At 55.3% G+C, this 26,445-nt stretch carries 23 protein-coding genes; 11 read left to right on the forward strand and 12 right to left on the reverse strand.

Features of this window, described 5'->3' with window-relative positions; translation table 11 throughout:
* Positions 1-9: 9 nt before the first annotated feature.
* The 7 genes from TH4_RS01230 to modC all read left to right on the forward strand — a co-directional run bounded on the left by TH4_RS01230 (position 10) and on the right by modC (position 7,811).
* Positions 10-1,776, forward strand: coding sequence for a sodium:solute symporter family protein (locus TH4_RS01230; RefSeq protein WP_064779619.1), 1,767 nt, complete (start codon positions 10-12; stop codon positions 1,774-1,776).
* A 122-nt stretch (positions 1,777-1,898) separates the two neighbouring features.
* A complete protein-coding gene (locus tag TH4_RS01235; RefSeq protein WP_064779620.1) occupies positions 1,899-3,767 on the forward strand; it encodes a DUF294 nucleotidyltransferase-like domain-containing protein in 1,869 nt (622 codons plus the stop codon).
* A gap of 5 nt (positions 3,768-3,772) precedes the next feature.
* Positions 3,773-4,462 carry an exonuclease domain-containing protein gene (locus tag TH4_RS01240; protein WP_063088810.1) on the forward strand — a complete coding sequence of 230 codons (690 nt, stop codon included), beginning with the start codon at positions 3,773-3,775 and terminating at the stop codon, positions 4,460-4,462.
* Positions 4,463-4,525: 63 nt separating this feature from the next.
* On the forward strand, positions 4,526-5,044 hold the full coding sequence (locus TH4_RS01245; RefSeq protein ID WP_008889555.1) for a hypothetical protein: 519 nt from the start codon (positions 4,526-4,528) through the stop codon (positions 5,042-5,044).
* Positions 5,045-5,194: 150 nt separating this feature from the next.
* Positions 5,195-5,995: a molybdate ABC transporter substrate-binding protein gene (gene modA, locus TH4_RS01250; protein ID WP_245227665.1), complete on the forward strand. Its 801-nt coding sequence runs from the start codon at positions 5,195-5,197 to the stop codon at positions 5,993-5,995.
* Complete coding sequence (modB, locus tag TH4_RS01255; protein WP_083952665.1) at positions 5,992-6,684, forward strand: molybdate ABC transporter permease subunit; 693 nt, start codon at positions 5,992-5,994, stop codon at positions 6,682-6,684. The genes modA and modB overlap by 4 nt, the downstream gene beginning before the upstream one ends.
* Entirely contained in the window at positions 6,681-7,811 is a 1,131-nt protein-coding gene (gene modC / locus TH4_RS01260; protein ID WP_008889552.1) for a molybdenum ABC transporter ATP-binding protein, read from the forward strand. Before modB ends, modC begins: the two co-directional genes overlap by 4 nt.
* Positions 7,812-7,874: 63 nt before the next feature.
* On the opposite strand, the gene TH4_RS01265 is transcribed toward modC, so the two are convergent.
* The 6 genes from TH4_RS01265 to TH4_RS01290 all read right to left on the reverse strand — a co-directional run bounded on the left by TH4_RS01265 (position 7,875) and on the right by TH4_RS01290 (position 15,064).
* Complete coding sequence (locus tag TH4_RS01265) at positions 7,875-8,726, reverse strand: urea carboxylase-associated family protein (RefSeq protein WP_008889551.1); 852 nt, start codon at positions 8,724-8,726, stop codon at positions 7,875-7,877.
* A gap of 104 nt (positions 8,727-8,830) precedes the next feature.
* Positions 8,831-9,769 (reverse strand): 2-hydroxyacid dehydrogenase, encoded by a 939-nt coding sequence (locus tag TH4_RS01270; RefSeq protein ID WP_008889550.1) that lies wholly within the window; start codon positions 9,767-9,769, stop codon positions 8,831-8,833.
* A 170-nt stretch (positions 9,770-9,939) separates the two neighbouring features.
* On the reverse strand, positions 9,940-10,491 hold the full coding sequence (locus TH4_RS01275; RefSeq protein WP_008889549.1) for a sarcosine oxidase subunit gamma: 552 nt from the start codon (positions 10,489-10,491) through the stop codon (positions 9,940-9,942).
* 15 nt (positions 10,492-10,506) lie between these two features.
* Positions 10,507-13,500 (reverse strand): sarcosine oxidase subunit alpha, encoded by a 2,994-nt coding sequence (locus TH4_RS01280; protein WP_008889548.1) that lies wholly within the window; start codon positions 13,498-13,500, stop codon positions 10,507-10,509.
* Complete coding sequence (locus TH4_RS01285; RefSeq protein WP_008889547.1) at positions 13,497-13,799, reverse strand: sarcosine oxidase subunit delta; 303 nt, start codon at positions 13,797-13,799, stop codon at positions 13,497-13,499. Before TH4_RS01285 ends, TH4_RS01280 begins: the two co-directional genes overlap by 4 nt.
* 11 nt (positions 13,800-13,810) lie before the next feature.
* A complete protein-coding gene (locus tag TH4_RS01290) occupies positions 13,811-15,064 on the reverse strand; it encodes a sarcosine oxidase subunit beta family protein (protein ID WP_008889546.1) in 1,254 nt (417 codons plus the stop codon).
* A 97-nt stretch (positions 15,065-15,161) separates the two neighbouring features.
* Here TH4_RS01290 and TH4_RS01295 point away from each other — a divergent pair, with 97 nt between their 5' ends.
* Complete coding sequence (locus tag TH4_RS01295) at positions 15,162-16,181, forward strand: GlxA family transcriptional regulator (protein WP_081579278.1); 1,020 nt, start codon at positions 15,162-15,164, stop codon at positions 16,179-16,181.
* Here the strand turns inward: TH4_RS01295 and TH4_RS01300 are convergent, their stop codons facing one another.
* Together TH4_RS01300 and TH4_RS01305 are read right to left on the reverse strand one after the other, a co-directional pair.
* On the reverse strand, positions 16,182-17,249 hold the full coding sequence (locus tag TH4_RS01300) for an FAD-binding oxidoreductase (RefSeq protein WP_008889544.1): 1,068 nt from the start codon (positions 17,247-17,249) through the stop codon (positions 16,182-16,184).
* Positions 17,250-17,253: 4 nt separating this feature from the next.
* Complete coding sequence (locus TH4_RS01305) at positions 17,254-18,495, reverse strand: aromatic ring-hydroxylating oxygenase subunit alpha (protein ID WP_008889543.1); 1,242 nt, start codon at positions 18,493-18,495, stop codon at positions 17,254-17,256.
* Positions 18,496-18,644: 149 nt separating this feature from the next.
* Here TH4_RS01305 and TH4_RS01310 point away from each other — a divergent pair, with 149 nt between their 5' ends.
* Positions 18,645-19,523, forward strand: a complete 879-nt coding sequence (locus TH4_RS01310) for a LysR substrate-binding domain-containing protein (protein WP_064779622.1) — start codon at positions 18,645-18,647, stop codon at positions 19,521-19,523.
* Between the two features lie 49 nt (positions 19,524-19,572).
* On the opposite strand, the gene TH4_RS01315 is transcribed toward TH4_RS01310, so the two are convergent.
* Positions 19,573-21,609 carry an NADH:flavin oxidoreductase gene (locus TH4_RS01315; RefSeq protein ID WP_064779623.1) on the reverse strand — a complete coding sequence of 679 codons (2,037 nt, stop codon included), beginning with the start codon at positions 21,607-21,609 and terminating at the stop codon, positions 19,573-19,575.
* A gap of 147 nt (positions 21,610-21,756) precedes the next feature.
* Here TH4_RS01315 and TH4_RS01320 point away from each other — a divergent pair, with 147 nt between their 5' ends.
* A complete protein-coding gene (locus TH4_RS01320; RefSeq protein WP_064779624.1) occupies positions 21,757-22,413 on the forward strand; it encodes a TetR/AcrR family transcriptional regulator in 657 nt (218 codons plus the stop codon).
* Positions 22,414-22,461: 48 nt separating this feature from the next.
* On the opposite strand, the gene TH4_RS01325 is transcribed toward TH4_RS01320, so the two are convergent.
* From TH4_RS01325 to TH4_RS01335, 3 genes are all read right to left on the reverse strand, one after another.
* Entirely contained in the window at positions 22,462-23,637 is a 1,176-nt protein-coding gene (locus TH4_RS01325; RefSeq protein WP_064779625.1) for a CmpA/NrtA family ABC transporter substrate-binding protein, read from the reverse strand.
* A gap of 3 nt (positions 23,638-23,640) precedes the next feature.
* A complete protein-coding gene (locus tag TH4_RS01330) occupies positions 23,641-24,228 on the reverse strand; it encodes an ANTAR domain-containing response regulator (protein ID WP_008889538.1) in 588 nt (195 codons plus the stop codon).
* 149 nt (positions 24,229-24,377) lie between these two features.
* Entirely contained in the window at positions 24,378-25,685 is a 1,308-nt protein-coding gene (locus tag TH4_RS01335; RefSeq protein ID WP_245227666.1) for an MFS transporter, read from the reverse strand.
* Between the two features lie 94 nt (positions 25,686-25,779).
* Between TH4_RS01335 and TH4_RS01340 the strand changes: the two genes are divergently transcribed.
* Positions 25,780-26,157: a hypothetical protein gene (locus TH4_RS01340; RefSeq protein WP_157097683.1), complete on the forward strand. Its 378-nt coding sequence runs from the start codon at positions 25,780-25,782 to the stop codon at positions 26,155-26,157.
* The last annotated feature ends 288 nt before the right edge of the window (positions 26,158-26,445 follow it).

Below are 26,445 nucleotides of genomic sequence, written 5' to 3' on the forward strand. Positions count from 1 at the left end.
ACAGACAAGATGGATCTTACCACCCTTACATATATTGCCGTCGGCTTGAGCTTCGCGCTGTATATCGGCATCGCGATCTGGGCCAAGGCAAGCACCACCGGCGAATTCTATGTCGCTGGCAAAGGTGTTAACCCGGTCGTCAACGGCATGGCGACCGCAGCAGACTGGATGTCGGCTGCTTCCTTTATCTCTATGGCTGGCCTCATTGCCTTCCTTGGCTATGGCGGCTCGGTTTACCTCATGGGCTGGACAGGTGGTTACTGCCTGCTGGCGATGCTTCTGGCACCGTACCTTCGCAAGTACGGCAAATTCACCGTGCCGGAATTCATCGGGGATCGTTATTATTCCAGAACCGCCCGTATCGTTGCTGTTATCTGCCTGATCTTTATCTCGTTTACCTATGTGGCAGGTCAGATGCGCGGCGTTGGTATCGTGTTCTCGCGCTTCCTTGAAGTTGAACTCCTCACCGGCCTGATCGTCGGCATGGGCATCGTCTTCATCTATGCTGTTCTTGGCGGCATGAAGGGCATTACCTATACCCAGGTTGCACAGTATTGCGTTCTTATTATTGCCTACACCATTCCGGCAATCTTTATTGCCTTCCAGCTGACCGGCAATCCGCTGCCGCAGCTGGCATTTGGCTCGACCGTGAATGGCACCGGCGAATACATGCTTGATCGCCTTAACCAGGTTGTGACGGAACTCGGCTTCCTCGAATACACCACCACCAACAAGTCAACGATTGATATCTTTGCAATCACGCTTGCACTGATGGTTGGTACTGCCGGTCTTCCGCACGTTATCGTTCGCTTCTTCACCGTTCCGAAAGTCCGTGATGCACGTTCTTCGGCCGGTTGGGCGCTGGTCTTCATCGCGCTGCTCTACACCACTGCTCCGGCAGTTGGTGCAATGGCTCGCCTGAACCTGACCGACACCATCCAGACCGGTGAAGTGGGCGCAGAAGACGGTAACCTTGTCTATGAAGAACGTCCGGACTGGATGAAGCGCTGGGAAGCAACCGGCCTTCTGAAGTTCGAAGACAAGAACGGTGACGGCCGCATCCAGTATTACAACGATGCGAACGCAGAGTTTGCGACCAAAGCAGCCGAATATGGCTGGGCTGGTAACGAACTGAGCGTTGACCGTGACATCATGGTTCTTGCCAACCCGGAAATCGCACAGCTTCCGAACTGGGTCATTGCCCTGGTCGCAGCTGGCGGTATCGCCGCAGCACTCTCGACAGCTGCTGGTCTGCTGCTTGTGATTTCGTCGGGCGTTTCACATGACCTTCTCAAAGGCACGTTCACACCGAACATGACAGAAGGACAGGAACTGATGGCCGGGCGTGTTGCGGCTGCGGTCGCGATCGTGATCGCCGGTTATCTGGGCTACAATCCTCCGGGCTTTGTGGCACAGGTGGTGGCCTTCGCCTTCGGTCTTGCCGCATCCTCGCTATTCCCGGTTATCATCATGGGTATCTTCTCCAAGAAGGTTAACCGTGAAGGTGCTATTGCCGGGATGCTGGTCGGTCTGATCTTCACCATGGGTTATATCATGTCCTACAAGGGCATCTTTATCCCGGTGCTGATCGAGAACGTCGAAGCAAACTGGCTGTTCGGCATCTCGCCGGAAGGCATTGGCGTCGTTGGTATGCTCCTGAACTTCATCGTTGCTTTCGCTGTGTCGAAAGTCACCGCTGAGCCGCCAGAGCATATCCAGCACATGATTGAAGACATCCGCGTTCCGAAAGGAGCCGGTGGCGCAGTTGACCACTAATCGGTCAACTGGTTTGCCAGGAACTGTTGCAGGCCCCCGGATCATTGATCCGGGGGCTTTTCTTTTCGGCCTTAGTCAGGCAACAATGCACTCAGGGCATGCCCTTGCGGAGGAAAACAGTCATGAGCATCGAACTCGAAGAAATTGCCGAGTTTTTAAAACAGCACCACCCGTTCGATCTGTTACCTGACGAAGAAATCAACGCCTTGCCAAAGCGCCTCTCGGCCCGCTATTTCCGCGCTGGGACCAAGGTCCTCTCGCCCCAGGAACAATGCCTTCATCTTTACATCATCCGTACCGGCGGCACCGAAACCCGCGACCCGAACGGGCAATTGCTTGCCCGCCTTTCAGAGGGCGAATGCTTTGGTGTGCGCGCGATGTATCAGAATGGTCGCGCGGCAAATAACATTACAACTCTCGAAGACAGCCTGTGTTACTTGCTGCCCGAGAAGGATTTTCATGCGCTAACTGGCAAGTATCCGCAATTCAGCTATTTCTTCGCCCAGATGGGTGGCGAACGACTGCGCAGTGGCATGCAGTTGCTTGAAAGTCGCGATGACGATCAGCTCAAACTGATGAGTGTGAAGGTCAGTGACCTGATCGCCCGCGAACTGGTCAGCATCGACAAATCAGCCTCGATCCTTGAAGCTGGCCAGTTGATGAGCAAGGAACGCGTTTCCTGTCTGCTGATCACCGAAGGCGGTGATGGCGTTGCCGGGATCATGACCGACCGTGACCTGCGCAATCGTGTCATCGCCAAGGGCCGCAGTTATGATGAGCCGGTAACGGCCATCATGACCGAAAAGCCGATCTCGATCGATCCCGATCAGTACGCCTTTGATGCCCTTCTGACGATGACGCGCAATAATATCCGTCATCTGCCGGTGATGAAGGATGGCAAGGCAGTTGGCATGATCACCACCAACAACCTGCTGGCACGCCAGTCGCTATCGGCTGTTTACATGGCAGGTCGTATCGGCAAACTGACCGAACCCGAAGAAATGGCAAAGGTCATCGCCCAAGTCCCCGAACTTCTTAGCCACCTGATTGAAGCGGGCGCGACATCGCAAAATGCTGGACATATCGTAACGACCCTCTCGGATGCGGCGACCGCCCGGCTGCTGCAACTGGCAGAGGAAGAATTCGGCCCCCCGCCCGTTCCCTATGTCTGGATGGCGGGTGGGTCACAAGGCCGACAGGAACAAACAGCACTTTCGGATCAGGACAATTGTCTGATTATGGATGACGCCTATAACGCGGATCAGCACGGGGACTATTTCAAAAAGCTTGCCGACTTTGTCTGTGATGGTCTGAACAAGGTTGGCTATGTCTATTGCCCCGGTGAAATGATGGCCAGAACAGATGAGTGGCGGCAACCGGTGCGCACCTGGCAGCACTATTTCAACAAATGGATCGAACAACCCGAACCAAAATCATTGATGCTGTGTTCGGTCTGGTTTGATCTGCGCCCGGTCCACGGCACCAAAAGCCTGTTTGAAGACCTGCATCGCATGATCATCTCCAAGGCCAAGGACAACCGTATTTTCCAGGCCTATATGGTGGGCAATGCGCTGAGCCATCACGTCCCGCTTGGTTTCTTCAAGAATTTCGTCATGATCCGTGGTGGCGAACATGACAAGACCCTTGATCTGAAACATAACGGCGTGGTGCCAATCGTTGATGTTGCCCGAATTCACGCCCTTGCCAACGGTGTCGAGGCCGTAAACACCTATGAGCGGCTCAATGCCGTAAAGGCATTCCCATCCATCAGCAATCAAGGGGCGTCAGACCTTCTTGATGCCTTTGAATTCATCAGCATCACCCGCCTCAAACATCAGGTCCGTCAGATCCGGCGCGGCGAAAAACCCGATAACTTCCTGCAACCTGAAAGCCTGTCGGCCTTTGAGCGCAGCCATCTCAAAGATGCGTTCTCGGTGATCAAGAACCTTCAGGGCGCGCTTGAGCACGCCTTTGGCAAAAGCGGGACGTAAGCCATATGGGATTGCGCCAGAAAATCCTCGACAGTCGGCTGTATCGTGACTTCATCCAGCGCAAGGCAACCGGGCCTTTGCGGACCTATTACGATGTTCCGCCGGCCGATCCTGAAAGATCCGTGATGGAAACCGAATTCATCGCTCTTGATTTGGAAACCACCGGCCTTGATCCCAAAAAGGACGAAATCGTCAGCCTCGGCTGGGTAATTATCCGTCAGCTTTCGGTCGATTTTTCAAGTTGCGAACATATTCTGGTGCGGCCAACCAAGGAGCTCAGCGAAAGCTCGGTCGTGGTCCACCGGATCTTTGACAGCGATGTCGCCGATGCCCCCAGCATTGAAGCAGCCCTTGAGCATCTTTTGCCCCAGATGGCTGGCCGGGTTCTGCTATCCCACCATGCGCCGATTGAACTGGGATTCCTCGGCCAGGCCTGCAAACAGTTCTTTGGCGCGCCGCTGCAAATCCCGACGGTGGATACCCTGGTTCTGGCACTGCGTGACATCCGGCGCAGCGGTGAAACCATGAAATCCGGGGCGCTCAGGCTTGATACATTGCGCCGAAATCATAACCTGCCCCCTTTCCGGGCCCATAACGCATTGTCTGACGCGATTGCCGCGTCGGGCCTGTTTTTGGCCCAGATCGCCAAACGTGATCCGAAAGGCGAACTTGAGCTCGACCGGATACTGCGCTAATCGGTTATCAGGGCTCAAAAAATGCCCCACCAATAATAACAGCAGATCGGGAGCCACCAGCCTATGTACGTCTTTATCTTCTCAACCGTTGTTATCGGGTTTGCGTCGGCTGGCGTGGTCATGTTGCTGTTCCGGCTTTGGGGCCGCAAGGCACCGAAATATGTCATTCCGCTCGTCGCAGCGATTGCGATGTTTGGCTACATGATCTGGGATGAATACACATGGTTTGATCGCTACGAGGCCCGCCTGCCTCAAACCATCAGCGTCATTCAGACCTTTACTGACGAAAACATTTTCGCGCCATGGACACTGGTTTCCGCACCGACCAACCGCTTTACGGCGATTGATCGCGAAAAACTGGTATCCAATCCCCAAAACCCCGATGAAAAACGCGTCATGACCCTGCTGCTGCGCAAGGGCGGCGAAACCCTTGCCCTGACCCATCTTGTTGATTGTGCGCAAGGACGGCGTGGCTATATCACGCCCGATACGTCACTTGACAGCAACGGCTTCCCGACCGCGATGAATGAATGGTTTGATATGGATGCCGACGATCCCCTGCGCGCGGCGGTCTGTTCCTGAACGCTGTTTCCATCGCGAAATCGGATAACCTTTGGCCCGCCCTGTGGCGGGCCTTGTCATGTGTGGCAACAAAACTGATTTCGGCTATAGTGATGCAAACGCGCCCTTTTTCTTAAGTTACGGGTCCCTATGCCCCATTTTAGATCCCCATTGCCATCTGCAGTCGCCTTCTTTCTGATCGCGGTCGTATTCGTCGGCAGCATCTCAACAGCGGCCCGTGCGCGCGATATCACTGTCTTTGCCGCTGCGAGCCTGACCAATGCCATTGAAACTGCGGCCGCCACCTATGAAAAGGAAACCGGTGATACAATCCGCCTGTCCTTGGCAAGTTCCTCGACATTGGCGCGCCAGATCGCCGCAGGGGCACCGGCCGACATCTTCATCTCTGCCAACGAGAAATGGATGACCTGGTTAAATGATCAGGGTTTGCTTGTCCCCGGCAGCCGTCATGACCTGCTGACAAACCGTCTGGTTATTGTCGCCCCCAAAGATAGCAATCTTAGCCCGATTAAAATTAGCGATACTTCAGACCTGACAACATTGATCGGACCCAATGATCGCATTGCAGTCGGCGACCCGGACCACGTACCTGCCGGGATTTATGCCAAACAGGCACTGACATCTTTGGGGCAATGGGAAACGGTCGCACCAATGCTTGCGCGTACTGACAATGTTCGTGCGGCCCTGGCGCTGGTTGAACGGGGCGAAGCACCGATTGGCATCGTTTATCAAACTGACGCCGGCATTTCAGATAACGTCAAAAGCATCGGCACCTTCCCCGAAAACAGTCACCCGGTCATTACCTATCCTGTTGCCCTGACAGGTGATCAGTCCGAAACCAAAGCCATGAAATTCCTACTTTGGCTTTTGGGGGATGACGCGGGCCGCATTTTTGCCGACTATGGCTTTGAACCCGTTGCAACAACGCAAGCCAACGTGCCCGGAAAATGATCAGCTTAACCCCCGCCGAAATCGAGGCACTTCTGCTAAGCTTGCGCATCTCAGGCGTTGCTGTTGCTTGTGCACTGCCCTTTGCCATCATCGTCGCAACTGCGCTTGCCCTCGGTCGGTTTCCAGGGCGCTTTATTCTTGATGCGATTGTGCATCTACCGCTGATCCTGCCACCGGTTGTGATGGGCTATTTGTTGCTGATTGCCTTGGGCACACGGGCACCGTTGGGCGCTTGGCTGTATGAAACATTCGATCTGCGTTTTGTTTTTAGCTGGACGGGCGCGGCACTGGCATCGGCGATCGTAAGCTTCCCGTTTCAGGTCCGCGCCATCCGGCTGAGCCTGGAGAACGTCAATCCGGGTCTTTATCAGGCTGCCGAAACCCTTGGCGCCGGGCCGATTGACCGATTCTTTTCGCTGACACTACCCTTGGCACTCCCCGGTATCATTGCCGGTGCCATCACGGCCTTTGCCGCAAGCCTTGGCGAATTTGGTGCGATCATCACGTTCGTATCAAACATCCCAGGCGAGACCCGCACCCTGCCACTGGCGATCTATACTGCGATCCAGACACCGGGCGGTGAACTGGCCGCGGCACGTTTGGCGGCTCTTTCGATCGGCTTGGCCTTTGCCGGGTTGCTTCTGTCTGAATTGGCGCTCCGTCGTATTCGTAAGAGGGCCGCGTCATGAGCATCGGTGTCAATGTTGAACGCAGTCTCAAGACTTTCAGGCTTTCCGCCGAGTTCAATATTCCTGAACCGGGGATAACTGCCCTGTTTGGCCCTTCTGGCAGCGGCAAGACGACGCTCGTTAACATGATTGCCGGTTTGGTGCGCCCGGATCGCGGCCATATTCAAATCAACGACCATGTGCTTTTTGAACATTCGCGTGGCATCAACCTTCCGGTTCGAAAGCGTCGGGTTGGCTGCGTGTTTCAGGATAATCGCCTGTTCCCGCATAAATCGGTCCGCGACAACCTGTTTTACGGTGCACGCCGCAATCCCCACAAACTGCCACAGGATGAACAACAGGCCATCCTCGAGATGCTTGATATCTGGGATCTGATGGATCGCCGACCCAACCTTCTGTCTGGCGGGGAAAAGCAACGGGTGGCACTTGGGCGTGCGCTTTTGTCCAATCCGGACGTATTGCTGCTTGATGAGCCGCTTTCGGCCCTTGATCACGCCCGCAAACAGGAAATCCTGCCGTACCTCGAATGGTTGCGCGATCATCGCAAAATACCGATCCTGTATGTCACCCACGCGATTGACGAGGTCGCCCGCCTTGCCGATCACATGGTAATCATTGATCAGGGCAAAACACTTGCGACCGGGTCGGTATTTGAAATGCTGGGCCGCACGGACTTGGCGCCGCTTGCCGGGCGCTTTGACGCCGGAACGGTTTTGGCCGCCCGGATTGTCAGTCGTGATCCCAAGGCCGAGGTCAGCTTCCTTGAATGTGGCGGGCAACGACTTGTCGTGCCCTATCTTGGCCGTCCGAAAAGTGATCGTGTCCGACTGCATATTCGTGCCCGTGATGTGATGATTGCCCGCACCCCGCCGCACGATATCAGTGCGAACAACATCATTCCCGTCACCGTCACCAAAATCAGTGACGAGCCCGGTGACACCATCGATGTGACCATGTGCTTTGGTCAGGATGCGGACGCCACCCTTCTGGCGGAAACCAGTGGCCGTCCCAAAATTCATGCCCGCATCACGAAATGGTCGGGATCACGCTTAAAACTGCAACCCCATCAAAAGGTCTTTGCCGTGATCAAGTCGGTCACGGTCAATGGGCAGTTACGCGATCGCTAAAACTGACACACCAGGAAACGACAAACCCCCGTCGGTATCTTCGACGGGGGTTTGTTTTAAGGCTTAAGGGTGCTGATACGCACTGGGCGCTGGCCAATCCCATTTATCCTGCAAGGCCGGATCGGTTTCATAGATCTCGACCTTAAGCGGATAACAGGCGGCCTCATCACTTGAATGGCCGGTGCTGCAATCGCCACCCGGACAGGTCGACAAATTGCCCAGCAAATCGATCTCGGCAAACATTTCAAGATAGTCCCCCGGGCGTACCGGGCTTGCCTTCATGAAATACTGATGGGTGTCCTTGGTAAAGCCGGTGCACATGAAGACGTTCAACACATCATGCACATAGTGATCGGCTTCCTGCATCGACATGCCGGTCTCGTCCCTGAATGCCCGGCACAGGTTGGAATGGCAGCAATGGTGATAATCATTCCCTGACAGCAACCGGTTGGTGAACGGGTCGCAGCGCGTGCCAATCACGTCATGCACACTGCCGCCGTCCTCATCAAAACCATACCAATCAAGGGTATCTTCGCTGATCAGCGCCATCGAACGCAGATAGGGCATGTTGGACCACAAACGGTCGCCTGTGGTCAGGTGGGTCCGATGCAGGGCACGGGTTTTGCCGCTGAAAAACCGTTCCTTCAGGTCATTGGCATTCCAAAGGTTCAAATCACCGACTTGCGGCCCATCGACACTGACAATGCGGAAAAAGTATCCCTTGGGCACATGAAACGTGCGCGCATCGCGCGGCGGAACGATAACCTCGTTCACTTTCTTCATTGATGCCTTGAATTCGGCCAAGGTCGCAAAGTCAGGCTCGGGCAAGGTTCCGTTGGGATATACAACGACCGGCTTAATCGCGCGACGCTCGGCGGCGTCTGTAGGGGCTTGGTGCTGGGGCTTGAAAGTCATGGGGTGGCCTCGATAACAGGAAAATAGATGGGCGACAGAATGGCACAGTGACACGTTGACACAAGCCTGTTTCAACCTGTCCGACTGGCAGATCAACCGATCAACTAAACAAGCGGTGTGATCAATTCTTGGCGTTCGTCCCACGCATCAAGATTATCGACAACCAGTTGGCCCATGGCATCGCGGGTTTCCACCGTTCCACTCGCCAGATGCGGATAGAGCACAACGTTATGAAGATTGGCAAAGGCCGGATCGATATCCGGTTCATTTTCGAACACATCAAGTCCCGCGCCGGCAATCAACCCGTGCTGCAACGCCCGAATCAAAGCCGGTTCATCAATCACCGATCCCCGTGCGATATTGATCACGACACCCTCTTTGCCAAGGGCATCAAGCACCGCTTCATTAACGATCCCGTTGGTCGCGGCCCCACCGGGGCACGACAACACCAAGATATCCGACCATGTCGCGAGTGCAGTCAGATCGTCGAAGAACCGGTACTCGACATCCTTCTTGCTGCGTCCGAAATAGCCGACCTCGACACCGCTTGGAACTGCGCGTGATGCGATTGCCTGTCCGATCCGGCCCAGCCCGACAATGCCGAGCTTCTTGCCGCGTATACTTCTGGTCAATGCCATCGAACCTTTTGCGGCCCATTTTCCACTGCGTACCCAGTCGTCGCCCAAAACAAGCTTCCGCAAGGTTGCATGCATCAACATGATCGCCGTGTCGGCAACGTCTTCGGTCAGAACGTCAGGTGTGGTTGAAAGACGAATGCCGCGGTCACGCAGTGCCTTAAGATCAAACACATCATACCCAACGCCAAAGCTTGTAATGACTTCAAGGTTCGGTAGTTGCGCCAACAAGTCTTCCGGAACACCAAACCGCGCGGATGTCACAACGGCTCTGATCTGATCGCCCATTTCATCAAGAAATTTCTGCTTGTCCGGAACCAGGTCATAACGATGCAGATCGTGGCGTTCTGCCAACATGGCCGTGTAGGCCGGGCGAATATCAAGAAGGGCAAGGACGGAACGTATCATTGGGGCTTCTTTCGGTGGCTGCGTTTGCAGCAAACACTAGCGGCCTCAATCACCTGAGACAAGTTGATGCGCAGTTTCGTATCACCAGGACACCACATTCAACCTAATACGTTTGCCTGGATACAATAAGGGCGGGGATGGCAATCACCAAAACCCCGCCCCAATGCAGATTATTCTGCCGCGAATTCCTTGCAGCCGGTACACAGCAGATCAATGATGTGCAGGGCGAACGAACGCCAGATATCCATGCGGAAGCTTTGCTCGGCATCCCGCCAAAGAACAACCGTAACACCGTCAATCACTGTGCGGCAGCCACCACCAACAGGGATGCTGTCGATATCGCGCGGGCAACCGATGGTCAGCAACTCGCTCGCACGTTCGCCTTCGATGCGTACCGTGACTTCACGGGCTGACACCTCGGTCAGGCTGTGGGTTGCCGATGCATAGACATCCGCGCACACCTTCGTCACTGTGTCGGCATCATCCGGCTTGGCAATAATCAGCCATTCATCCGGGCCGAGACAGATGGACTCAGTCGTGCCATTGGCCGCACGTACGCCAACTGTGGTTGCCAGATCAACACCAATCGCCTTGGATACGGCCGGAATATTGGCCGCCCGCAAACGTAGCGAGAAACGGGCAACAGGTGCCATCAGGGTCAGTTTAACCTGCCCGGAAGCAACGATCGGACCTGGCGTAAATGCGTGTGTAAGTACCGTCATTTTTCTGTTCCCCGCCTAGAGTTTCAACCGTTCGCCTTCGGGATCGTAAAACACGGTCCCGGTGACGGTCGCCTTGATCACACGATCTGGCATCGGAATGTAAATGGTTTCACCCATACGATTGAAACCGTCTTCAAGCAGCGCCATGGCAATCGGGCGACCTGCGGCATCGCTGTGATAGCTTGATGTCACGTGACCAACCATTTTCATCGGCTTGGGCTGGTTCGGATCAAGAACGATCTGCGCCCCTTCCTCAAGCTTGGTTTTGCCATCTTCGGTGAGAAGACCAATCAACTGCTTGCGGCCTTCGGCAACGAGGTCCGGACGCGCGAGACCGCGCTTGCCAACGAAGTCTGGTTTCATTTTACCGATTGCCCAGCTCAACCCGGCATCATGCGGGGTGACTGTGCCATCGGTGTCCTGACCGACAATGATATAGCCCTTCTCGGCACGCAGCACGTGCATGGTCTCAGTCCCATAGGGGCAGATATCGTATTTCTTGCCTGCTTCGAACAGCATTTCCCAAAGGGCGCGACCGGCATGGGCCGGAACGTTGACCTCAAAGCCGACTTCGCCGGTAAAGCTGATGCGGAACAAGCGCGCCGGGAAGCCACCCACGCGGCATTCGGCAACTGACATGTGCGGGAAGGCCTCATCAGACATATCCAACCCTTCGACAAACGGCTCAAGCACCTTGCGCGCATTTGGGCCGTTCAGTGCAATGGTCGCCCACTGCTCGGTCGTTGAAGTCAGCCAGACATCAAGGTCCGGCCACTCGGTCTGAAGGTAGTCTTCCATCATGTTCAGAACACGCGCCGCACCACCGGTCGTGGTTGTGACATGGAAGCGATCATCGGCCAGACGACCAATGACACCGTCATCACGGATAAACCCGTCATCGCCCAGAAGAAGGCCATAACGTGCCCGCCCCGGTGCCAGCTTGGTCCAGGGGTTGGTGTACATGCGGTTCATGAATTCAACCGAATCCGGGCCAACCACCTCGATCTTGCCAAGGGTCGATGCATCAAAGATGCCGACACTCGCACGCGTCGCAAGGCATTCGCGCGACACGGCTGCATGCATGTCTTCGCCGTCTTTAGGGAAGTACCATGCACGGCGCCACAGGCTGACCGGCTCGTAAGCGGCACCGTTTTCTTCGGCCCAACTATCGATCGGGGTTTTACGCGTCACTTCAAAGTGACTGCCCTTGTGATAACCACAGAAGGCGCCAAAGGTCGTCGGGGTGTAAGGCGGACGGAAAGTCGTCAGACCGACTTTCGGCTGCGGCACACCCAATGCGTCAGAGGCAATATTGAGGCCGTTGATGTTTGACATCTTGCCCTGATCGGTTGCCATGCCGTTGGTGGTGTAGCGTTTGACATGTTCGATCGAACGCATGCCTTCGCGTACCGCCAGACGAAGGTCCTTGGCCGTCACGTCGTTCTGGTAATCGACAAAGGCACGTGCCTTGCCAGCATCCAGATCGGTCGGCAGTTCCTTGTGGCTGACACCGGTTCCCGAACGGTCATTGGCAACGCCGTAGCTTGCCGCCTTGGCCTTTTTGCCAAGGCTTTTGGCCACAGCCGCGCCCATTTCCGCACCGTCATTCAGGACCGCTTCAATGCCCCACAAGCCACGGCCCGCACCGGCGATTTCGCATTCTTCTGCCTTGTGATCGGGCAAGAAGGTCTGGCGTTCGTCGTCCCACTTAAGCGTTCCCTTGGTGTGGGAAAACAGATGCAGCGACGGCGTCCAGCCCCCCGACATCAGAAGGCAATCACATCCGATTATTTCAGCCTGACCGACCGTCGATCCGGTCACCGGGTTGACCCGAACCGATTTGACACGCAGGCGGCCTTCGGTGCCGGTCACGGTATGACCGGCCATGATGCGAATGCCGCGTTTGGTGGCCTCGGCAATCAGATCGGCATTCGGTTCGGAACGGGTATCGACGATGGCAGCAATGGTGGTGCCCGCATCGGCCAGATCAAAGGCTGCGTACCATGCGCTGTCATGGCTGGTGACGATGACAGCCTTGTTGCCAACCCGCACACCATAGCGGTTGATGTAGGTCTGGGCCGAACCGGCAAGCATCACTCCCGGGCGGTCATTGCCATCAAATACCAGCGGTTTTTCCAGTGCGCCTTGCGCCAGAACAACCTGCTTGGCGCGGACACGCCACATGCGTTCACGCGGGGTTTCTGCATCCGGGCTGGCCAAGTGATCAGTCAGTTTTTCACACAGACCAACCATGTTCTGGTGGTAATAGCCAATCGCCGTCGTGCGGGTCATGACTTTGACGCCAAGCTCTTTGAGTTCCGCCACGGTTTTGGCAACCCAATCCCATGCTGGCACATCTTCAATCACGGCCGACGGCTCAGACAGAAGCGAACCACCCGCTTCGGGGTTTTCGTCAACAAGGGTCACTTGCGATCCGGCACGTGCCGCCGTAAGGGCAGCAGCAAGACCGGCAGGACCAGCACCAATGATCAGAACATCGGTATGCAGGTAGCGCGAAGCATAGTGATCTGGATCCGGTTCGGTCGGCGAAACGCCAAGACCGGCCGCCGCACGAATAAACGGCTCATAGACCTTGTCCCAGAAGGATTTCGGCCACATGAAGGTCTTGTAATAGAACCCTGCCGAAAACAGCATATAGGCCTTGTCATTGATCGCACCAATGTCGAATGACAGACTGGGATAGCGGTTCTGGCTGTTGACCTGAAGACCGTCCCAGATTTCCTGAACAGTCGCACGGGTGTTTGGCTCAAACCGGCCCGGACCACGGCGCGTGCCGACCAGTGCGTTCGGTTCTTCCGAACCGGCCGTCACGGCACCACGCGGGCGGTGATATTTAAACGAGCGACCCATCAGGTGAATGCCATTGGCCAGCAATGCCGATGCAATGGTATCGCCTTTGAAACCTTTGATCTTCTTGCCGTCAAAGGTGAACTGGATGGGTTGGGTGTGATCGACGCGACCACGCCCGGAAACGCGGAAGCTGCTCATTTCGATTTCTCCAACAGTTTGGACAGTTCAGGACGGGGATCATCGGTTTTATAGGTGATCAGGAACCGGTCACTGACAGTGTCACGCACGGCGTTGAAATATCGACCGCAGCCATGGAAGTGGCGCCAGCGTTCATAATGCGGGCCCTTCACGTTGGTGCGGATGAACAGGAAATCACGCCATTCTTCGTCACTGACCGACGACGGATCGGCCGGACGTGCAATATGCGCTTCGCCGGCATAGGTAAATTCCAGTTCCGGCAGGGTCTGATTGCAATAGGGGCAATGGATCAGAAGCATGTCCGGTCTCCTTAGTGCGCAACAGCGGCAGCAGCGGCTTCGTCAATCAGACGGCCGGTGCTGAAACGTTCAAGGGTGAAGGGCGCGTTGGCCGGATGCGGATCATCCTTTGCCACGGTCCATGCCAGTGTATGGGCGGCACCCGGGGTTGCCTTGAACCCGCCGGTACCCCAGCCACAGTTGACATAAAGACCCGGTACCGGCGTCTTGCCAAGGATGGCTGAACGGTCCGGGGTCACATCGACAATACCACCCCACTTACGCAGCATGCGCATGCGGTTGAAGATCGGGAAGATCTCGCAGATCGCGGCAACCGTATGCTCGATCAGAGGCAGGCCGCCACGCTGGGAATAACTGGTGTACTGGTCGGTGCCCGACCCGATCACGAGCTCGCCCTTGTCAGACTGGCTGATATAGGCATGCACGCTGTTGGACATGACCACACAGGGGAAGATCGGCTTGATCGGCTCGGACACCAGCGCCTGCAACGGATAGCTTTCAAGCGGCATGCGAACACCTGCCGTATCCATCACGACCGAGGTATGACCGGCGGCCGAAACAGCAACCTTTTTCGCACCAATGAAACCCTTGGCGGTTTCAACACCGGTGACACGGCCATCCGGGCCACGGCGAATGGCGGTTACCGGGCAGTTCTGAATGATATCAACACCGCGTGCTGCCGCCCCACGGGCATAACCCCATGCCACCGCATCGTGGCGCGCGGTTCCTGCGCGACGCTGAAGCGCCGCGCCAACGACAGGGTAACGCGCAGTCGGCGAAATATCGAGGGGTGGGCAAAATTCCTTGGCTTCCTCGGCTGACAGCCAGACGTTATCGACACCGTTAAGGCGGTTGGCATGTACGTGGCGCTGGAAGCTTTGAACGTCATGAACGTTGTGCGCGAGCATCAGAACGCCGCGCTGCGAATACATGACGTTGTAGTTCAGTTCCTGGCTCAGGCCATCCCACAGATCAAGTGCATGGTCATAAAGCTTGGCACTTTCATCATAAAGGTAGTTCGACCGAATGATCGTCGTGTTACGGCCGGTGTTCCCACCGCCAAGCCAGCCCTTATCGATCACGGCGACATTGGTGATGCCGTGTTCCTTGGCCAGATAATAAGCCGCACCAAGACCATGACCACCCGCGCCGACGATGATGACATCGTATTCGGCCTTCGGCTCACTGTCGGGCCATTGCGGCTCCCAGTTCTTTTGGCCGCTAAGGGCGTTTTTGATAAGCGATAGCGCAGAAAAATGGGTCATGATTATACGATCCCCCGATTTACCATTGCCGGAACTCTATCAATGTCCATGCTCTGCGGACTGGATAATTGCGACAATTTCATTGTATATTTTTGCCATGAACTCTTTTTCGAGCCCGGGATCAAACCCCGGCAAACCCAATGCAAAAAAGCGCCTTCGCGTCGCCTTTCTGCTGGCAGACAATTTCACGCTGACAGCGTTTGCCAGTTTTGTCGATGTCTTGCGTCTTTCGGCCGATGAAGCCGACCGTTCGCGGCCCATTCACTGCGACTGGACGGTGCTGTCTGATACCATGAACCCGGTACGATCAAGTTGCGGGGTCAAGGTGCAGCCTGACACGCGTCTGCGCAATGCCGGTGACTACGACTATATCGTGGTTGTCGGCGGCCTAATTCAAGAACAGGGCGGGTTTTCATCTGATTGCATTGCCTATCTCAAGGCGGCTGCGGCCAAGGGCAAAAATCTGATTGGCTTGTGTACCGGTGTTTTCGCGCTGTATGAGGCGGGACTGCTTGAAGGATACCGATGCTGTGTTAGCTGGTTTCACCATGACGAATTCGTCGCACGGTTCGAAGCCGCCCAACCGGTTTCCGATCAGATCTTTGTCGTCGATCGGGATCGCCTGACCTGTTCGGGCGGGCATGGGGCCGCGCATCTGGCGGCCTGGGTGGTGGAAAAACACATCGGCCGCACGGCGGCGACCAAAAGCCTGAGTATCATGATCATTAACGAGGCCATGACCGGCGAAAATCCGCAGCCGGGCTTTCAGACCGATCTGGTTGCCCGCGAACCACTGGTGAAAAAGGCGCTTTTGCGAATGCGCCAGAATATTGAGTCGCCCGAAACCGTCGCCAAAATGGCCGAAAAACTTGGCGTCACACGCCGTAAGCTCGAACGCGCGTTTAATGCCGATATCGGCATTTCACCGTCACGAGCGGCGCTGCGCATCCGGCTTGATGCCGCCAAGAAGCTGCTTGGCGAAACGGGAAAAACCACCACCCAGATCGCACTTAGCACCGGTTTTTGCGACGCATCGCATTTCATTCATGCCTTCAAGGCCGAAATCGGCATGAACCCGTCGGAATACCGAAACACGGTTCCGACGGCCCAGCCCTGATCAGGCATCAATGGTGACTTGCCCGATCGGGTTCGAGCAGCAAGCAAGGATATAGCCTTCCTCGATATCGTCGTCCGTGATCCCGCCATTGTGGACCATATGAACCTGCCCTTCGGTCTTGCGCACCTTGCACGTCCCGCAAATCCCCATCGAACAGCCTGACGGGATCACAAGGCCTGCCGTGCGCGCCGCGGCAAGGACGGTATCGGTTTGGGTGCAATTTGCCGTGATGCCAGATGCGGTGAATGCGATGACCGCCTTGCTGTCTTCATCAGGCACGACATCATCTGGCACTTCTTCTGCTTCCAACGTCGGCGCGTGGAAGCTTTCCTGATGGTAGCGATCCATATCATAGCCAAGCCCGACAAGAACCTCGCGCACGGCCTGCATGAACGGTTCCGGTCCGCAACAGAACACTCCACGTTCAAGATAATCCTGCGCCATCAGACCCAGCATCAGCTGATTGAACGTCCCCAAATACCCGGTCCACGGCTTGTAGGGATCGGCTTCTTCAACCACCCATTTCAGGGCAATACCATTGATCCGCGACGCGCTGTGTTCCAGGCGTTCGCGAAAGATGATCTCGGAGGGGCGTTTTGCACAATTGACGAATACAATGTCGGGATCACGCCCGGCGTCATAAAGATAGGTCGTCATCGACATCATCGGCGTGATACCCGACCCCGCCGAAATGAACAGATATTTATCCGCCGGATGATTAACCAGTGAAAAGCTGCCCGCCGGCCCCTTGGCCCGAATGCGCACGCCCGGACGCAAATGATCCAGCATCCAGCGCGTGCCGACCGAACCCGCCTGCGCCTTGACCGTTACTGTCAAGGATGTCGGCCTCGATGGCGAAGATGAAATCGTATAGGTCCGATAAAGCGGCCCGCCCGGCACCGGCAGCTCGAGGGTCAAAAACTGCCCGGGGTCATAACTAAACAACGCGCCCGATACCGACTGGAAGCAAAATGTCATGACATTGGGGGCTTCTGGCAGGAACGAAACACATTCCAGTTCCTCGGAGTCCGACCAGAAGGCAAGCTTTGGTTTCTCGATCACAGACATCGCCCTACTCCGCCGCGATCAATCTGGTTTGGGTCAGCCTGTCCAGCAGGGTTTTCGCATACCAGTTGCCAAACTGGGCAACACCGGCTTCGTGGATTTCGGAATACGGACCAACCTTGTAGGCTGGTGTCGCAATGCCACGCTGATTGTTTTCGACCACTTCCTTGTCTTCGGCATTGGTCGCAAGCCAGACTTCGGTCAGTCGTTTCAGATCATAGTCACGGCCTTCAACCGCGTCCTTGTGCACAAGCCATTTGGTGACGACTTCGGTTTCCATCGGGCTGATCGGCGTCACACGGAAAACAAGCGCATGATCAGACAGGAAATGGTTCCAGGTCGATGGATAATGGAACTTCAAAAGCGATCCGGCATTTTTGAACGGGATGTTGGAGTTCGGCAGGCTGACAGCCGCCTTGGTGTCGAGAGTATAACTTTCGGCTTCCCCCAAAAGCGGCACACGCACCAGACGCCATTCACCACTATCGGCCATCTGATAGGCAGATGGCGCGCCAACCGCCTCGCAGCGGGCCACATGATCATCAAGCACACTGGCCACAACACCATCGGACGTACTGCCAATCGCACGCGCATCTTCCGGGAAGGTCCGGCACAAAGACGGGTGGTTGCCCCCGCAGTGATAGCATTCCCGATTATTCTCCCAGACCAGCTTCCAGTTGGCCTTTTCGATAATCGTGCTTTCAAACGCGACCTTGGAATTTTCAAGATCGTGTGGCGCAAGATAGCGTTCGGCAGCCTTGGCGAACGGTTCGATATCCGGCGCATTTTCAGCCAGACAAATGTAAACCAACCCGTGGATCACCCGGCAATGAACCGGGCTTAGCCCGAATTTTGAATTGTCAAAATCCGGCCCCATGTCACGCGCCCAAAGCAACTTGCCATCAAGGTCGTAGGTCCACTGGTGATACGGGCAAACCAACCTTGGATTCCGGCCCTTTTTCGTTTTACACAGAACCGACCCGCGATGGCGGCATGAATTGTGAAAGGCACGCACCACCTGATCATTGCCGCGTACGATCACGACGGAATAAGCACCGACTTCATAAATGACGTAATCGCCCGCCTTGGCAATTTCACACGCTGGGATCGCAAACAGCCATTCCTTGTAATGAATGTTTTCAAGGTCGAGCTCAAAGATCGACTGATCCGTATAGAACGGCTGTTCCAGGGAATATCCGGGAACGCGACGCGCCAAAAGCTCTTGGACTGAATGCGGCATAACGGGCATGGCGGAAATCCGTTTCTTGATGGTTGGAAGCAACCAAAAGTGTGAACTTCATGCCACGATTTACAACGGCATTAATTTTCATCTTGGTTTAGCTCAGCTAATCTGAAAAACTCACCTAAGTTACCCTGCTCTGTTTTCAGGAGAGGCTCTTGGCCCGCCCATATGATCTGTCTTCGATAAATGCCCTGATCTGCTTTGAGGCAGCTGGTCGCAACATGAGCTTCAAGGATGCGGCGGCGGAACTTAATGTGACGCCAGCGGCTGTAAGCCACCAGATCAAGGCGCTTGAGGCCGATATTGGCAGTGCGCTTTTCATTCGCCGCAACCGAGGGGTGGAGCTGACCGAGAAAGGCGCCTTCCTTCTCGTTGCCCTGCAACGGGGCTTTGAAACCATTTCCGATACGGTCATTCAGTTGCGCGATCAACCCGAAACGGTTGATGTCACAATCCGCACGACAACGGCGGTCAGTTCACTTTGGCTTACGCCAAAAATTGCCGCCTTCTGGAAAATTCATCCCAATATTACGGTCTCGCAAATTGTCTCGGATGTGCCCGGCATGACCGGGTATTGCGATCTCAGCATCCATTACAGCAACCCTGATGATGGGGCGGACGGATACTACAAACTGTTTCAGGATCGCGTGGCCGCCATCGGCACACCGGCGTTTAAGGCCGAACAAAACGTCGAAACGATTGATGATCTGCTGCGTGCGCCCCTGATCCACCTGCATAACGAGGAAACCGACTGGACAACATGGACCGACTGGTTCCGCGCATTGGGACGCCCGGCCCCAAAAGGCCGCAGCTTTAAGCTCAACAATTACACGATTGCATTACAGGCCGCGCAGGATGACGTCGGTGCGGTGCTTGGCTGGGACGAACTGGTTGGGCCTCTGCTGGAAGACGGGCGCCTGATCAAACTTGTGCCTGACGAAATCCCATCCCCCATGGGGTTTTATCTGCGCGTCCATCCGCGCGCATCCGAAAAGGCCCGCATATTTGTCGACTGGCTGATTGATGCCGCCTGAAATTAGGGGAAACGGCAAGCGTGACACATAGCCACGCTTGCCGCACACATCAGACGTCTTTTAACAAACGCAATGCATCATAGATCGCCGCATGGGTATTGCGTGCGGACACCGCATCGCCAATCCGGAAAAGCTGATAGGTCCCGTCGGGATTGCGGACAACCGATTGTGGTTTTCCGGCCAGAAGGTCGTCATGCGACATTTCACCATGGTTCGATGAGCCGGGCTTGAGATCAAAATAGATATCATCAAGCGGAATGGTGCCGTGGTTGACCACGATCTGATCGACGATGCGTTGCTTGACAACCCCGCCATAGTCACTGCCGACATGTGCAATGAGTTGATTTCCCTGCTTTTCCACCGCTTCAAGGCGATAGGTCACCGTAAAGGTGGTATCAAGCTTCTGCATGCTGCGCATATAGGGCACAAGGTTCATCGCCATGACTTCGGGCGCGAATGACCGATCCGGGGTCATGATTTCGACCTTGGCCCCTGATTTGGCAATCAGTTCGGCTGCCTGTAAACCGGCATGATCCCCGGCATCATCATAAACCAGAACATTGGCACCCGGCTTGACGTCACCCGAAATGATATCCCAGGTCGACACAACCAGATCATTGCCCTTTGACAGGACTTCGGTATCGGGCATGCCCCCGGTGGCGATGATCACCACATCGGGGTTTTCGGCCACAATCGTGTCGGCCTCGGCCCAGGTATTGAAATGGAAACTCACGCCAAGTCGGGTGCATTCAGCCATGCGCCATTCAATGATGCTGATCATTTCGCGGCGGCGTTCATTCTGTGCGGTCAGGCGGATCTGCCCGCCCGGATTGGGGGCGGCTTCATAGACAACAACTTCATGACCACGTTCGCCAGCAACACGGGCGGCCTCCATGCCCGCCGGGCCAGATCCGACGATCACGACCTTCTTGCGGGTTTCTGCCGCCTCGATGATTTGAGGCATCGAAAGCTCACGCCCGGTTGCGGCGTTGTGGATGCAATAGGCCGACCCGCCCTGATAGATGCGATCAAGGCAATAGTTGGCCCCGACGCATGGGCGGATTTCATCTTCGCGCTTTTCAATAATCTTGCGGACAATATGCGGATCGGTGATGTGTGCGCGCGTCATGCCGACCATATCGACCTTGCCCGATGCAATCGCATGGCGCGCAGTCGCAACATCGGGGATCTTGGCAGCATGGAATGTCGGAAAATCTGTGGCCGCGCGAATTTCACCGGCAAAATCCAGATACGGCGAGTTCGCCATGCCCTGAATCGGGATCACATCGGTCAGTCCGGCATCCGTATCGATATGCCCGCGAATGACATTGAGGAAATCGACCATGCCACTGTCTTTAAGACGTTTGGAAATCGACAGGCCATCTTCCTTGGTCAATCCACCCTCAAGGTCTTCATCGCCGGTATAGCGCACACCGACAATGAAATCTGGCCCGACGCGTTTGCGAATTTCGGTCAGAACATCAAATGTAAAGCGCAGGCGGTTATCAATGCTGCCACCATAAGGACCATCAAGTTTGTTGGTCAGCGGTGACCAGAACTGATCCATCAGATGGCCATAGGCCTGAAGCTCGATCCCGTCCATACCGCCTGCCTTCATGCGTTCGGCCGCATCGGCATAATCCTTGATGATGCGTTCGATATCCCAGTCTTCCATCTTTTTCGGAAAGGCCCGGTGGGCGGCTTCGCGCTTGTGCGATGGGGATACCACTGGCAACCAGTTTGCCTTGTCCCAACGCGTGCGACGGCCAAGATGGGTCAGCTGGATCATAACCGCAGCACCCTGTTCATGCACCGCGTCGGTCAGATCCTTCATCCACGGAACGACTTCATCCTTCCAGACCAGCAGGTTGTTGAAAACCGGCGGACTGTCCTTTGACACCGCAGCCGACCCCGCCGTCATCGTCATGGCAACACCGCCTTTGGCGCGTTCGACATGATAGGCGCGATAACGGTCCTTTGGCATGCCATCCTCGGGATAGGCCGGTTCGTGCGACGTCATCATGATGCGGTTACGCAGCGTCAGATGTTTAAGCTGATAAGGCTGAAGAAGCGGATCGTTGGACATGTGCGGGGCTCCGGTTTGGACTCTCTGCCCATGACGATATTCAGAAATGTACAGTTATGTCAATTTTAAGTTCACTCATGTATATTTTGAATACATTCATGTACACTCTGCTTGTCGCGATCCGGGCAGTTTGCTAAGGAAACGTCCATGGAAGAACTGATTGAAGATATCGCCGAGCAAAACAGCGCCGGGCAAAATAGCGGCTGGCGCGGATCGGCCGAGGTCTGGCTGAATGCGGCTTATGACGCCCTGCTTGAAACCGGTGTCGATGGCGTGAAGATTCAGCCATTGGCAAAGCGCCTGAACCTGTCACGCACCAGCTTCTATTGGTTTTTCAAAGACCGGAAGGAATTGCTGGGTGCGCTGCTTGATCTGTGGCGCGAAAAGAACACCGGCAATCTGATCAAACAGACAGAGGCCTATGCCGAAACCGTCTCGGAGGCGATGCTGAACATCATCGATTGCTGGCTGATGCCCGACCTGTTTGACTCGCGTCTTGAATTTGCCGTGCGCAGCTGGTCGATGCAGTCCGACGATGTCAGGGCTGAAATTGAAAAGGCCGATCAGCATCGCCTTGATGCGCTCGCCAAATTGTTCATCCATTTTGGACAGGAAGAACGCATGGCCGACGTCCGCGCCCGTGCGATCTATCTGGTACAGATTGGCTATATCTCGATGAAAGCAAACGAAGACCTGGCCGTGCGCATGGCACGCATTCCGGGCTATGTCGAAACATTCTGCGGCCAGGCCCCGACGCAAAGTGAACTCAACCGGTTTTACGCGCGGCACAATTTTGCGCCCTGAACCGGTCAGCTCATCAGATTTGCAGGGCGGCCAAAGCCACCTTTCGGCTCAGAACTCTGCCTTGAAAATCGTATCATCAAGGAATTGATCCATACCAACAAGTGATCGATCCGGTGCGTCTGCGGCACCTTCAACGCGCCAGTCATCCTGCGGAACCAGAACATCCAGCCCGGCAACTGCCGTTCGATAAAGGTCCGGCCGGAAGACATCGGGAATGACGGCTTTAAGATCCGTGTCTTGGGGAATTTGTCGCCAACGCTTCATTTGTTCGCCAATCCAGCGCCCCTGCGACAACCATGGGAAAGTTGCGGTGTAGCGGTAAAAAACGTGGCGGTCAGGCAGATCAATGGGCGGCTCCCCCGGACGCAACACCGGCTTACCGCTCAGCGATGCCTTAAGCACTTCAAACGGCGCGCCGACATTCGCCTCCTCAGACAGTATGTGGGCCAGCTCCACACGGCTCCCCGGCTGGTCTGCCCATTCAGCAGCCCGGACAAGCGCACGCACAAGTGCAGAAACAAGTTCCGGATTGCTTTGCGCCCAGTCTTCCCGCAGACCAAGAACCTTCTCCGGGCTTCGTGACCAGATATCGTCCTTAAGCGCAACAATCACACCATCACCGTGAAACACCGCCCGCTGGTTCCATGGTTCACCAACGCAATAACCATCCACCCAGCCATTGCGCAGACTGTCAAACATGCGCGGCGGCGCGATCACGCCGATATTCACATCCATGTCCGGATCAATCCCGGCTGCCGCCATCCAATAGCGAAGCTCATAGTTATGGCTTGAGAACGGAAACACGGTGGCCAAGGACAGGATCGGGCGCCCTTCGGCCTTGTCTTCATCAATGACCTTTTTAAGCGCCCTTGCGGACCGCCCGCGCGGCCCAAGCATCGCATTCGGGTCGGCCTCCAACATACGTTGATAAAGCTGGGTCGAGACCGTAATCGCATTACCACCACGGCCCAACGCCATCGGCACGACGATGTTCTGAACCGGCAGTCCGCCAAGCCCAAGCCGTGCAGCAATCGGAATTCCCGCCAAAAGATGGGCTGCCTCGAACATGCCAAAGGAAAGCTTGTCACGAATGGCCGCCCATGACATTTCACGGACCAGTTCCAGATCGATATTTTCCTGCTGGGCAAACCCCATGGCGCGCGCCACCACCGGAATGGCACAATCGACCAGTGGAACAAAACCAAGACGAACCTTGTTAGCCATCCATCAAAACTCCAACTGAAACGCCGTGATGACGCTTTGCGCGATTTCGTAAATCTTGCGATTTTGCTTCATGGCGTTTTTGCGCAACAGCGCATAAGAATCTTCTTCGGACAGACCTTTTTCTTTCATCAGGATGCCCTTGGCCCGTTCAATCAGTTTGCGTTCATTGAGCTTTGCCTGCGCTTCATCACGTTCGCGGCGCAGCTGATCAAAGACGTTGAACCGTGAAATCGCCATTTCGACAATCGGGCGAATGCGGTCCTGACGCAGGCCATCAACCACATAGGCACTGACACCTGCCGACACCGCCTCGTGGATCATGGATGCGTCACTTTGATCAACGAACATCGCAATCGGGCGCGCAATGGCGCGTGACACCTGAAACATCTGTTCAAGCGTATCGCGGTCGGGGTTTTCAAGATCGATGATGATGATGTCTGGTGCCAACGCCTGAATGCGTTCAACCAGATTGTGGGACGTGCCGATACGGGCCACGCGGGTATAGCCGCTTTCAACCAGACCACGTTCGACAATCGCCGCACGGTCCGGATTTTCGTCAATCACCAGAATGTTGAATTCTTCCAGCTTCACCAACTAACCCTAACTCCCTTACAGCCTGCAATGGCTGCGCCTCTCTGACGTATCTTTTTATATGCTCCGTCCCGTTTGCGGGTCCGGATTACTGGTTTCGGGATGCGGTCGGAACCGCATCCCGAAAAGATCATATCAAACAGCGTATCTTACTCAGCCGGAACCGGCTGCGCTGTACCCGAAGTTCCGAAACGTTCTGACTGCGCCGCATCGAAGCGTGCCTTTTCTTCGGCCTGGGTTTCCGCCGAGAAACGTACCGCCAAAGCTGCGAACGAGCAGATGATCACGGCCAGACCGAGATACAGAAGACCTTCCTGATAGGTAAGTGCTTCGGACTTGAACAGGAAGCCTGCTGCGACCGCGCCGGCATTACCGCCCGCACCGACAATACCTGCAACAGAACCAAGCGCCTTGCGGTTAACGAACGGAACAATCCCGAAGGTCGCACCTTCTGACATCTGAACAAACAGCGAGAAGACGATCATCACCGAAACGGCCACAACCAGTGCTTCCATCTGCGAGAAGGCAACAAGTGCGACGCCTTCGATGAACAGTGCCATGAACAGGAATTTCACACGACCCGAAAGGCCACCCTTGGCAGCAAATTTGTCAGAGAACACACCGCCCAGCGTACGGGCAAAGATGTTCATCAAACCAAACAGACCGGCAATCATGCCAGCGGTTGCCAATGATAGCTCAAACTTGTCGAAGAAATAGATCGCTGCAATGTTGTTGATCGTCAGTTCGACACCAAAGCAGGCGGCATACACCAGGAACAATGCCCAGACACGGTAATCGGAAACGGCTGCCATCATGCCCTTGGCGGCACCGGCAGTATCGTCTTCCGGCTTAAGCGCGCCACTTTTGCGCATGTCGGCATAGTTGCCTTCCGGGCAATCGGTGGTGAAGACCCAGTACAGCACGGCAACAACCAGCATGATCGCACCCGGGAACACCATCGCCAAGCGCCAGCCCATGGTTTCAGCCACGCCAAAACCAAGAACCATCGCAAGGATTGCTGGCATGACCATCTGGGTCACGCCACCGCCAAGGTTACCCCAGCCCGCCGTCGTGGCATTGGCCGTCCCGACAACGTTTGGCGCAAACATCATGGAGGTATGATACTGCGTTATGACAAAGGATGCGCCGATGGACCCAATAGCCAGACGGGCAAGCAGGAAGGTTTCATAACTGTCGGCAAGACCGATCAGCATGACCGGAAGCGACCCCAGCACCAGAAGACCGGTATAGGTCTTGCGCGGACCGATCTTGTCGCAAAGCGGTCCGATCAGAAGTCGGACCAGAACCGTAATCGCGACCGAGGCAATGATGGTACTGCCGATTTCGCTTTTGCTAAGACCCAGATCATCGCGCACCAGCGGCATCAGCGGTGCGATCCCGAACCAGCCAAAGAAGCACAGGAAAAATGAAAGCCAGGTGAGGTGAAAAGTACGCATCTGGACAGTCTTGAGACTGAATAGATTTATGCGTGTAGCCTTGTTCTTGATTTCCATAACATTGAAGCCCTTCGTTTAGGTCGCGCAGAGCTTGATGTTTGCTTTGTACGACCGACGGTTTTTCCCCATGGGCCTCATGCTTCATCTGGAAGATGTCCGCAGGCGGCCCGTCATTCGTATCGGAAAGGCTGCGCGCTCATCGCGCTGCTGTTCCAAACGTCTGATCGTCCGCCGTTGGACGAAGAACTGTGAGCCACCCGTCATTGGGCATGCTTTCGTCAAAGCTGCTCACACGAAACCGGTATTGCAAACACCGCGCCAGTTCTTCCGCGATGCGGGACAATTCCATCAAATGGTTGAAAATAATCATAATTTGACGACCGCATCTGCACAGGATGTTTTTCAATGCGACAAAATGACTATTTTTTGCACAAATTTAAATCACTCGCTTTTATTGATGATTATTTTTTAATCACTGCGGTAAACCCAGCCAAATTCGTCAATCTGCCGAGCAAACCTTTTCATCAATATTTTCAGTTTGTTAAAAGATAATTTTCTCAATCTTCAATTCTGGCACGGCACTTGAATACATTGATGCAAGAGCGCGGGCAGTGTCGCCTGCGGCTCCGGCGAAAAAGCCGATTGTATATATAAAGAATCCAAAGACGGGTTCACCGGATAACGACGTCCGTTGCGAAATGCCTCTTTTGAGGGCAGGCCGCATCGGGCGTTTTTTTGTGCCAATTCGCATCCCGCGACG

This window comes from Thalassospira tepidiphila MCCC 1A03514, from assembly GCF_001662875.1.
Taxonomy (GTDB): domain Bacteria; phylum Pseudomonadota; class Alphaproteobacteria; order Rhodospirillales; family Thalassospiraceae; genus Thalassospira; species Thalassospira tepidiphila.

Excerpts from the sequence above, each read along its gene's own strand:
- TH4_RS01230 (WP_064779619.1), top strand. The coding sequence starts at position 10 with ATGGATCTTACCACCCTTACATATATTGCCGTCGGCTTGAGCTTCGCG.
- TH4_RS01235 (WP_064779620.1), top strand. The coding sequence starts at position 1,899 with ATGAGCATCGAACTCGAAGAAATTGCCGAGTTTTTAAAACAGCACCAC.
- TH4_RS01240 (WP_063088810.1), top strand. The coding sequence starts at position 3,773 with ATGGGATTGCGCCAGAAAATCCTCGACAGTCGGCTGTATCGTGACTTC.
- TH4_RS01245 (WP_008889555.1), top strand. The coding sequence starts at position 4,526 with ATGTACGTCTTTATCTTCTCAACCGTTGTTATCGGGTTTGCGTCGGCT.
- modB (WP_083952665.1), top strand. The coding sequence starts at position 5,992 with ATGATCAGCTTAACCCCCGCCGAAATCGAGGCACTTCTGCTAAGCTTG.
- modC (WP_008889552.1), top strand. The coding sequence starts at position 6,681 with ATGAGCATCGGTGTCAATGTTGAACGCAGTCTCAAGACTTTCAGGCTT.
- TH4_RS01265 (WP_008889551.1), bottom strand. The coding sequence starts at position 8,726 with ATGACTTTCAAGCCCCAGCACCAAGCCCCTACAGACGCCGCCGAGCGT.
- TH4_RS01270 (WP_008889550.1), bottom strand. The coding sequence starts at position 9,769 with ATGATACGTTCCGTCCTTGCCCTTCTTGATATTCGCCCGGCCTACACG.
- TH4_RS01275 (WP_008889549.1), bottom strand. The coding sequence starts at position 10,491 with ATGACGGTACTTACACACGCATTTACGCCAGGTCCGATCGTTGCTTCC.
- TH4_RS01280 (WP_008889548.1), bottom strand. The coding sequence starts at position 13,500 with ATGAGCAGCTTCCGCGTTTCCGGGCGTGGTCGCGTCGATCACACCCAA.
- TH4_RS01285 (WP_008889547.1), bottom strand. The coding sequence starts at position 13,799 with ATGCTTCTGATCCATTGCCCCTATTGCAATCAGACCCTGCCGGAACTG.
- TH4_RS01290 (WP_008889546.1), bottom strand. The coding sequence starts at position 15,064 with ATGACCCATTTTTCTGCGCTATCGCTTATCAAAAACGCCCTTAGCGGC.
- TH4_RS01295 (WP_081579278.1), top strand. The coding sequence starts at position 15,162 with ATGAACTCTTTTTCGAGCCCGGGATCAAACCCCGGCAAACCCAATGCA.
- TH4_RS01300 (WP_008889544.1), bottom strand. The coding sequence starts at position 17,249 with ATGTCTGTGATCGAGAAACCAAAGCTTGCCTTCTGGTCGGACTCCGAG.
- TH4_RS01305 (WP_008889543.1), bottom strand. The coding sequence starts at position 18,495 with ATGCCCGTTATGCCGCATTCAGTCCAAGAGCTTTTGGCGCGTCGCGTT.
- TH4_RS01315 (WP_064779623.1), bottom strand. The coding sequence starts at position 21,609 with ATGTCCAACGATCCGCTTCTTCAGCCTTATCAGCTTAAACATCTGACG.
- TH4_RS01320 (WP_064779624.1), top strand. The coding sequence starts at position 21,757 with ATGGAAGAACTGATTGAAGATATCGCCGAGCAAAACAGCGCCGGGCAA.
- TH4_RS01325 (WP_064779625.1), bottom strand. The coding sequence starts at position 23,637 with ATGGCTAACAAGGTTCGTCTTGGTTTTGTTCCACTGGTCGATTGTGCC.
- TH4_RS01335 (WP_245227666.1), bottom strand. The coding sequence starts at position 25,685 with ATGCGTACTTTTCACCTCACCTGGCTTTCATTTTTCCTGTGCTTCTTT.
- TH4_RS01340 (WP_157097683.1), top strand. The coding sequence starts at position 25,780 with ATGTTTGCTTTGTACGACCGACGGTTTTTCCCCATGGGCCTCATGCTT.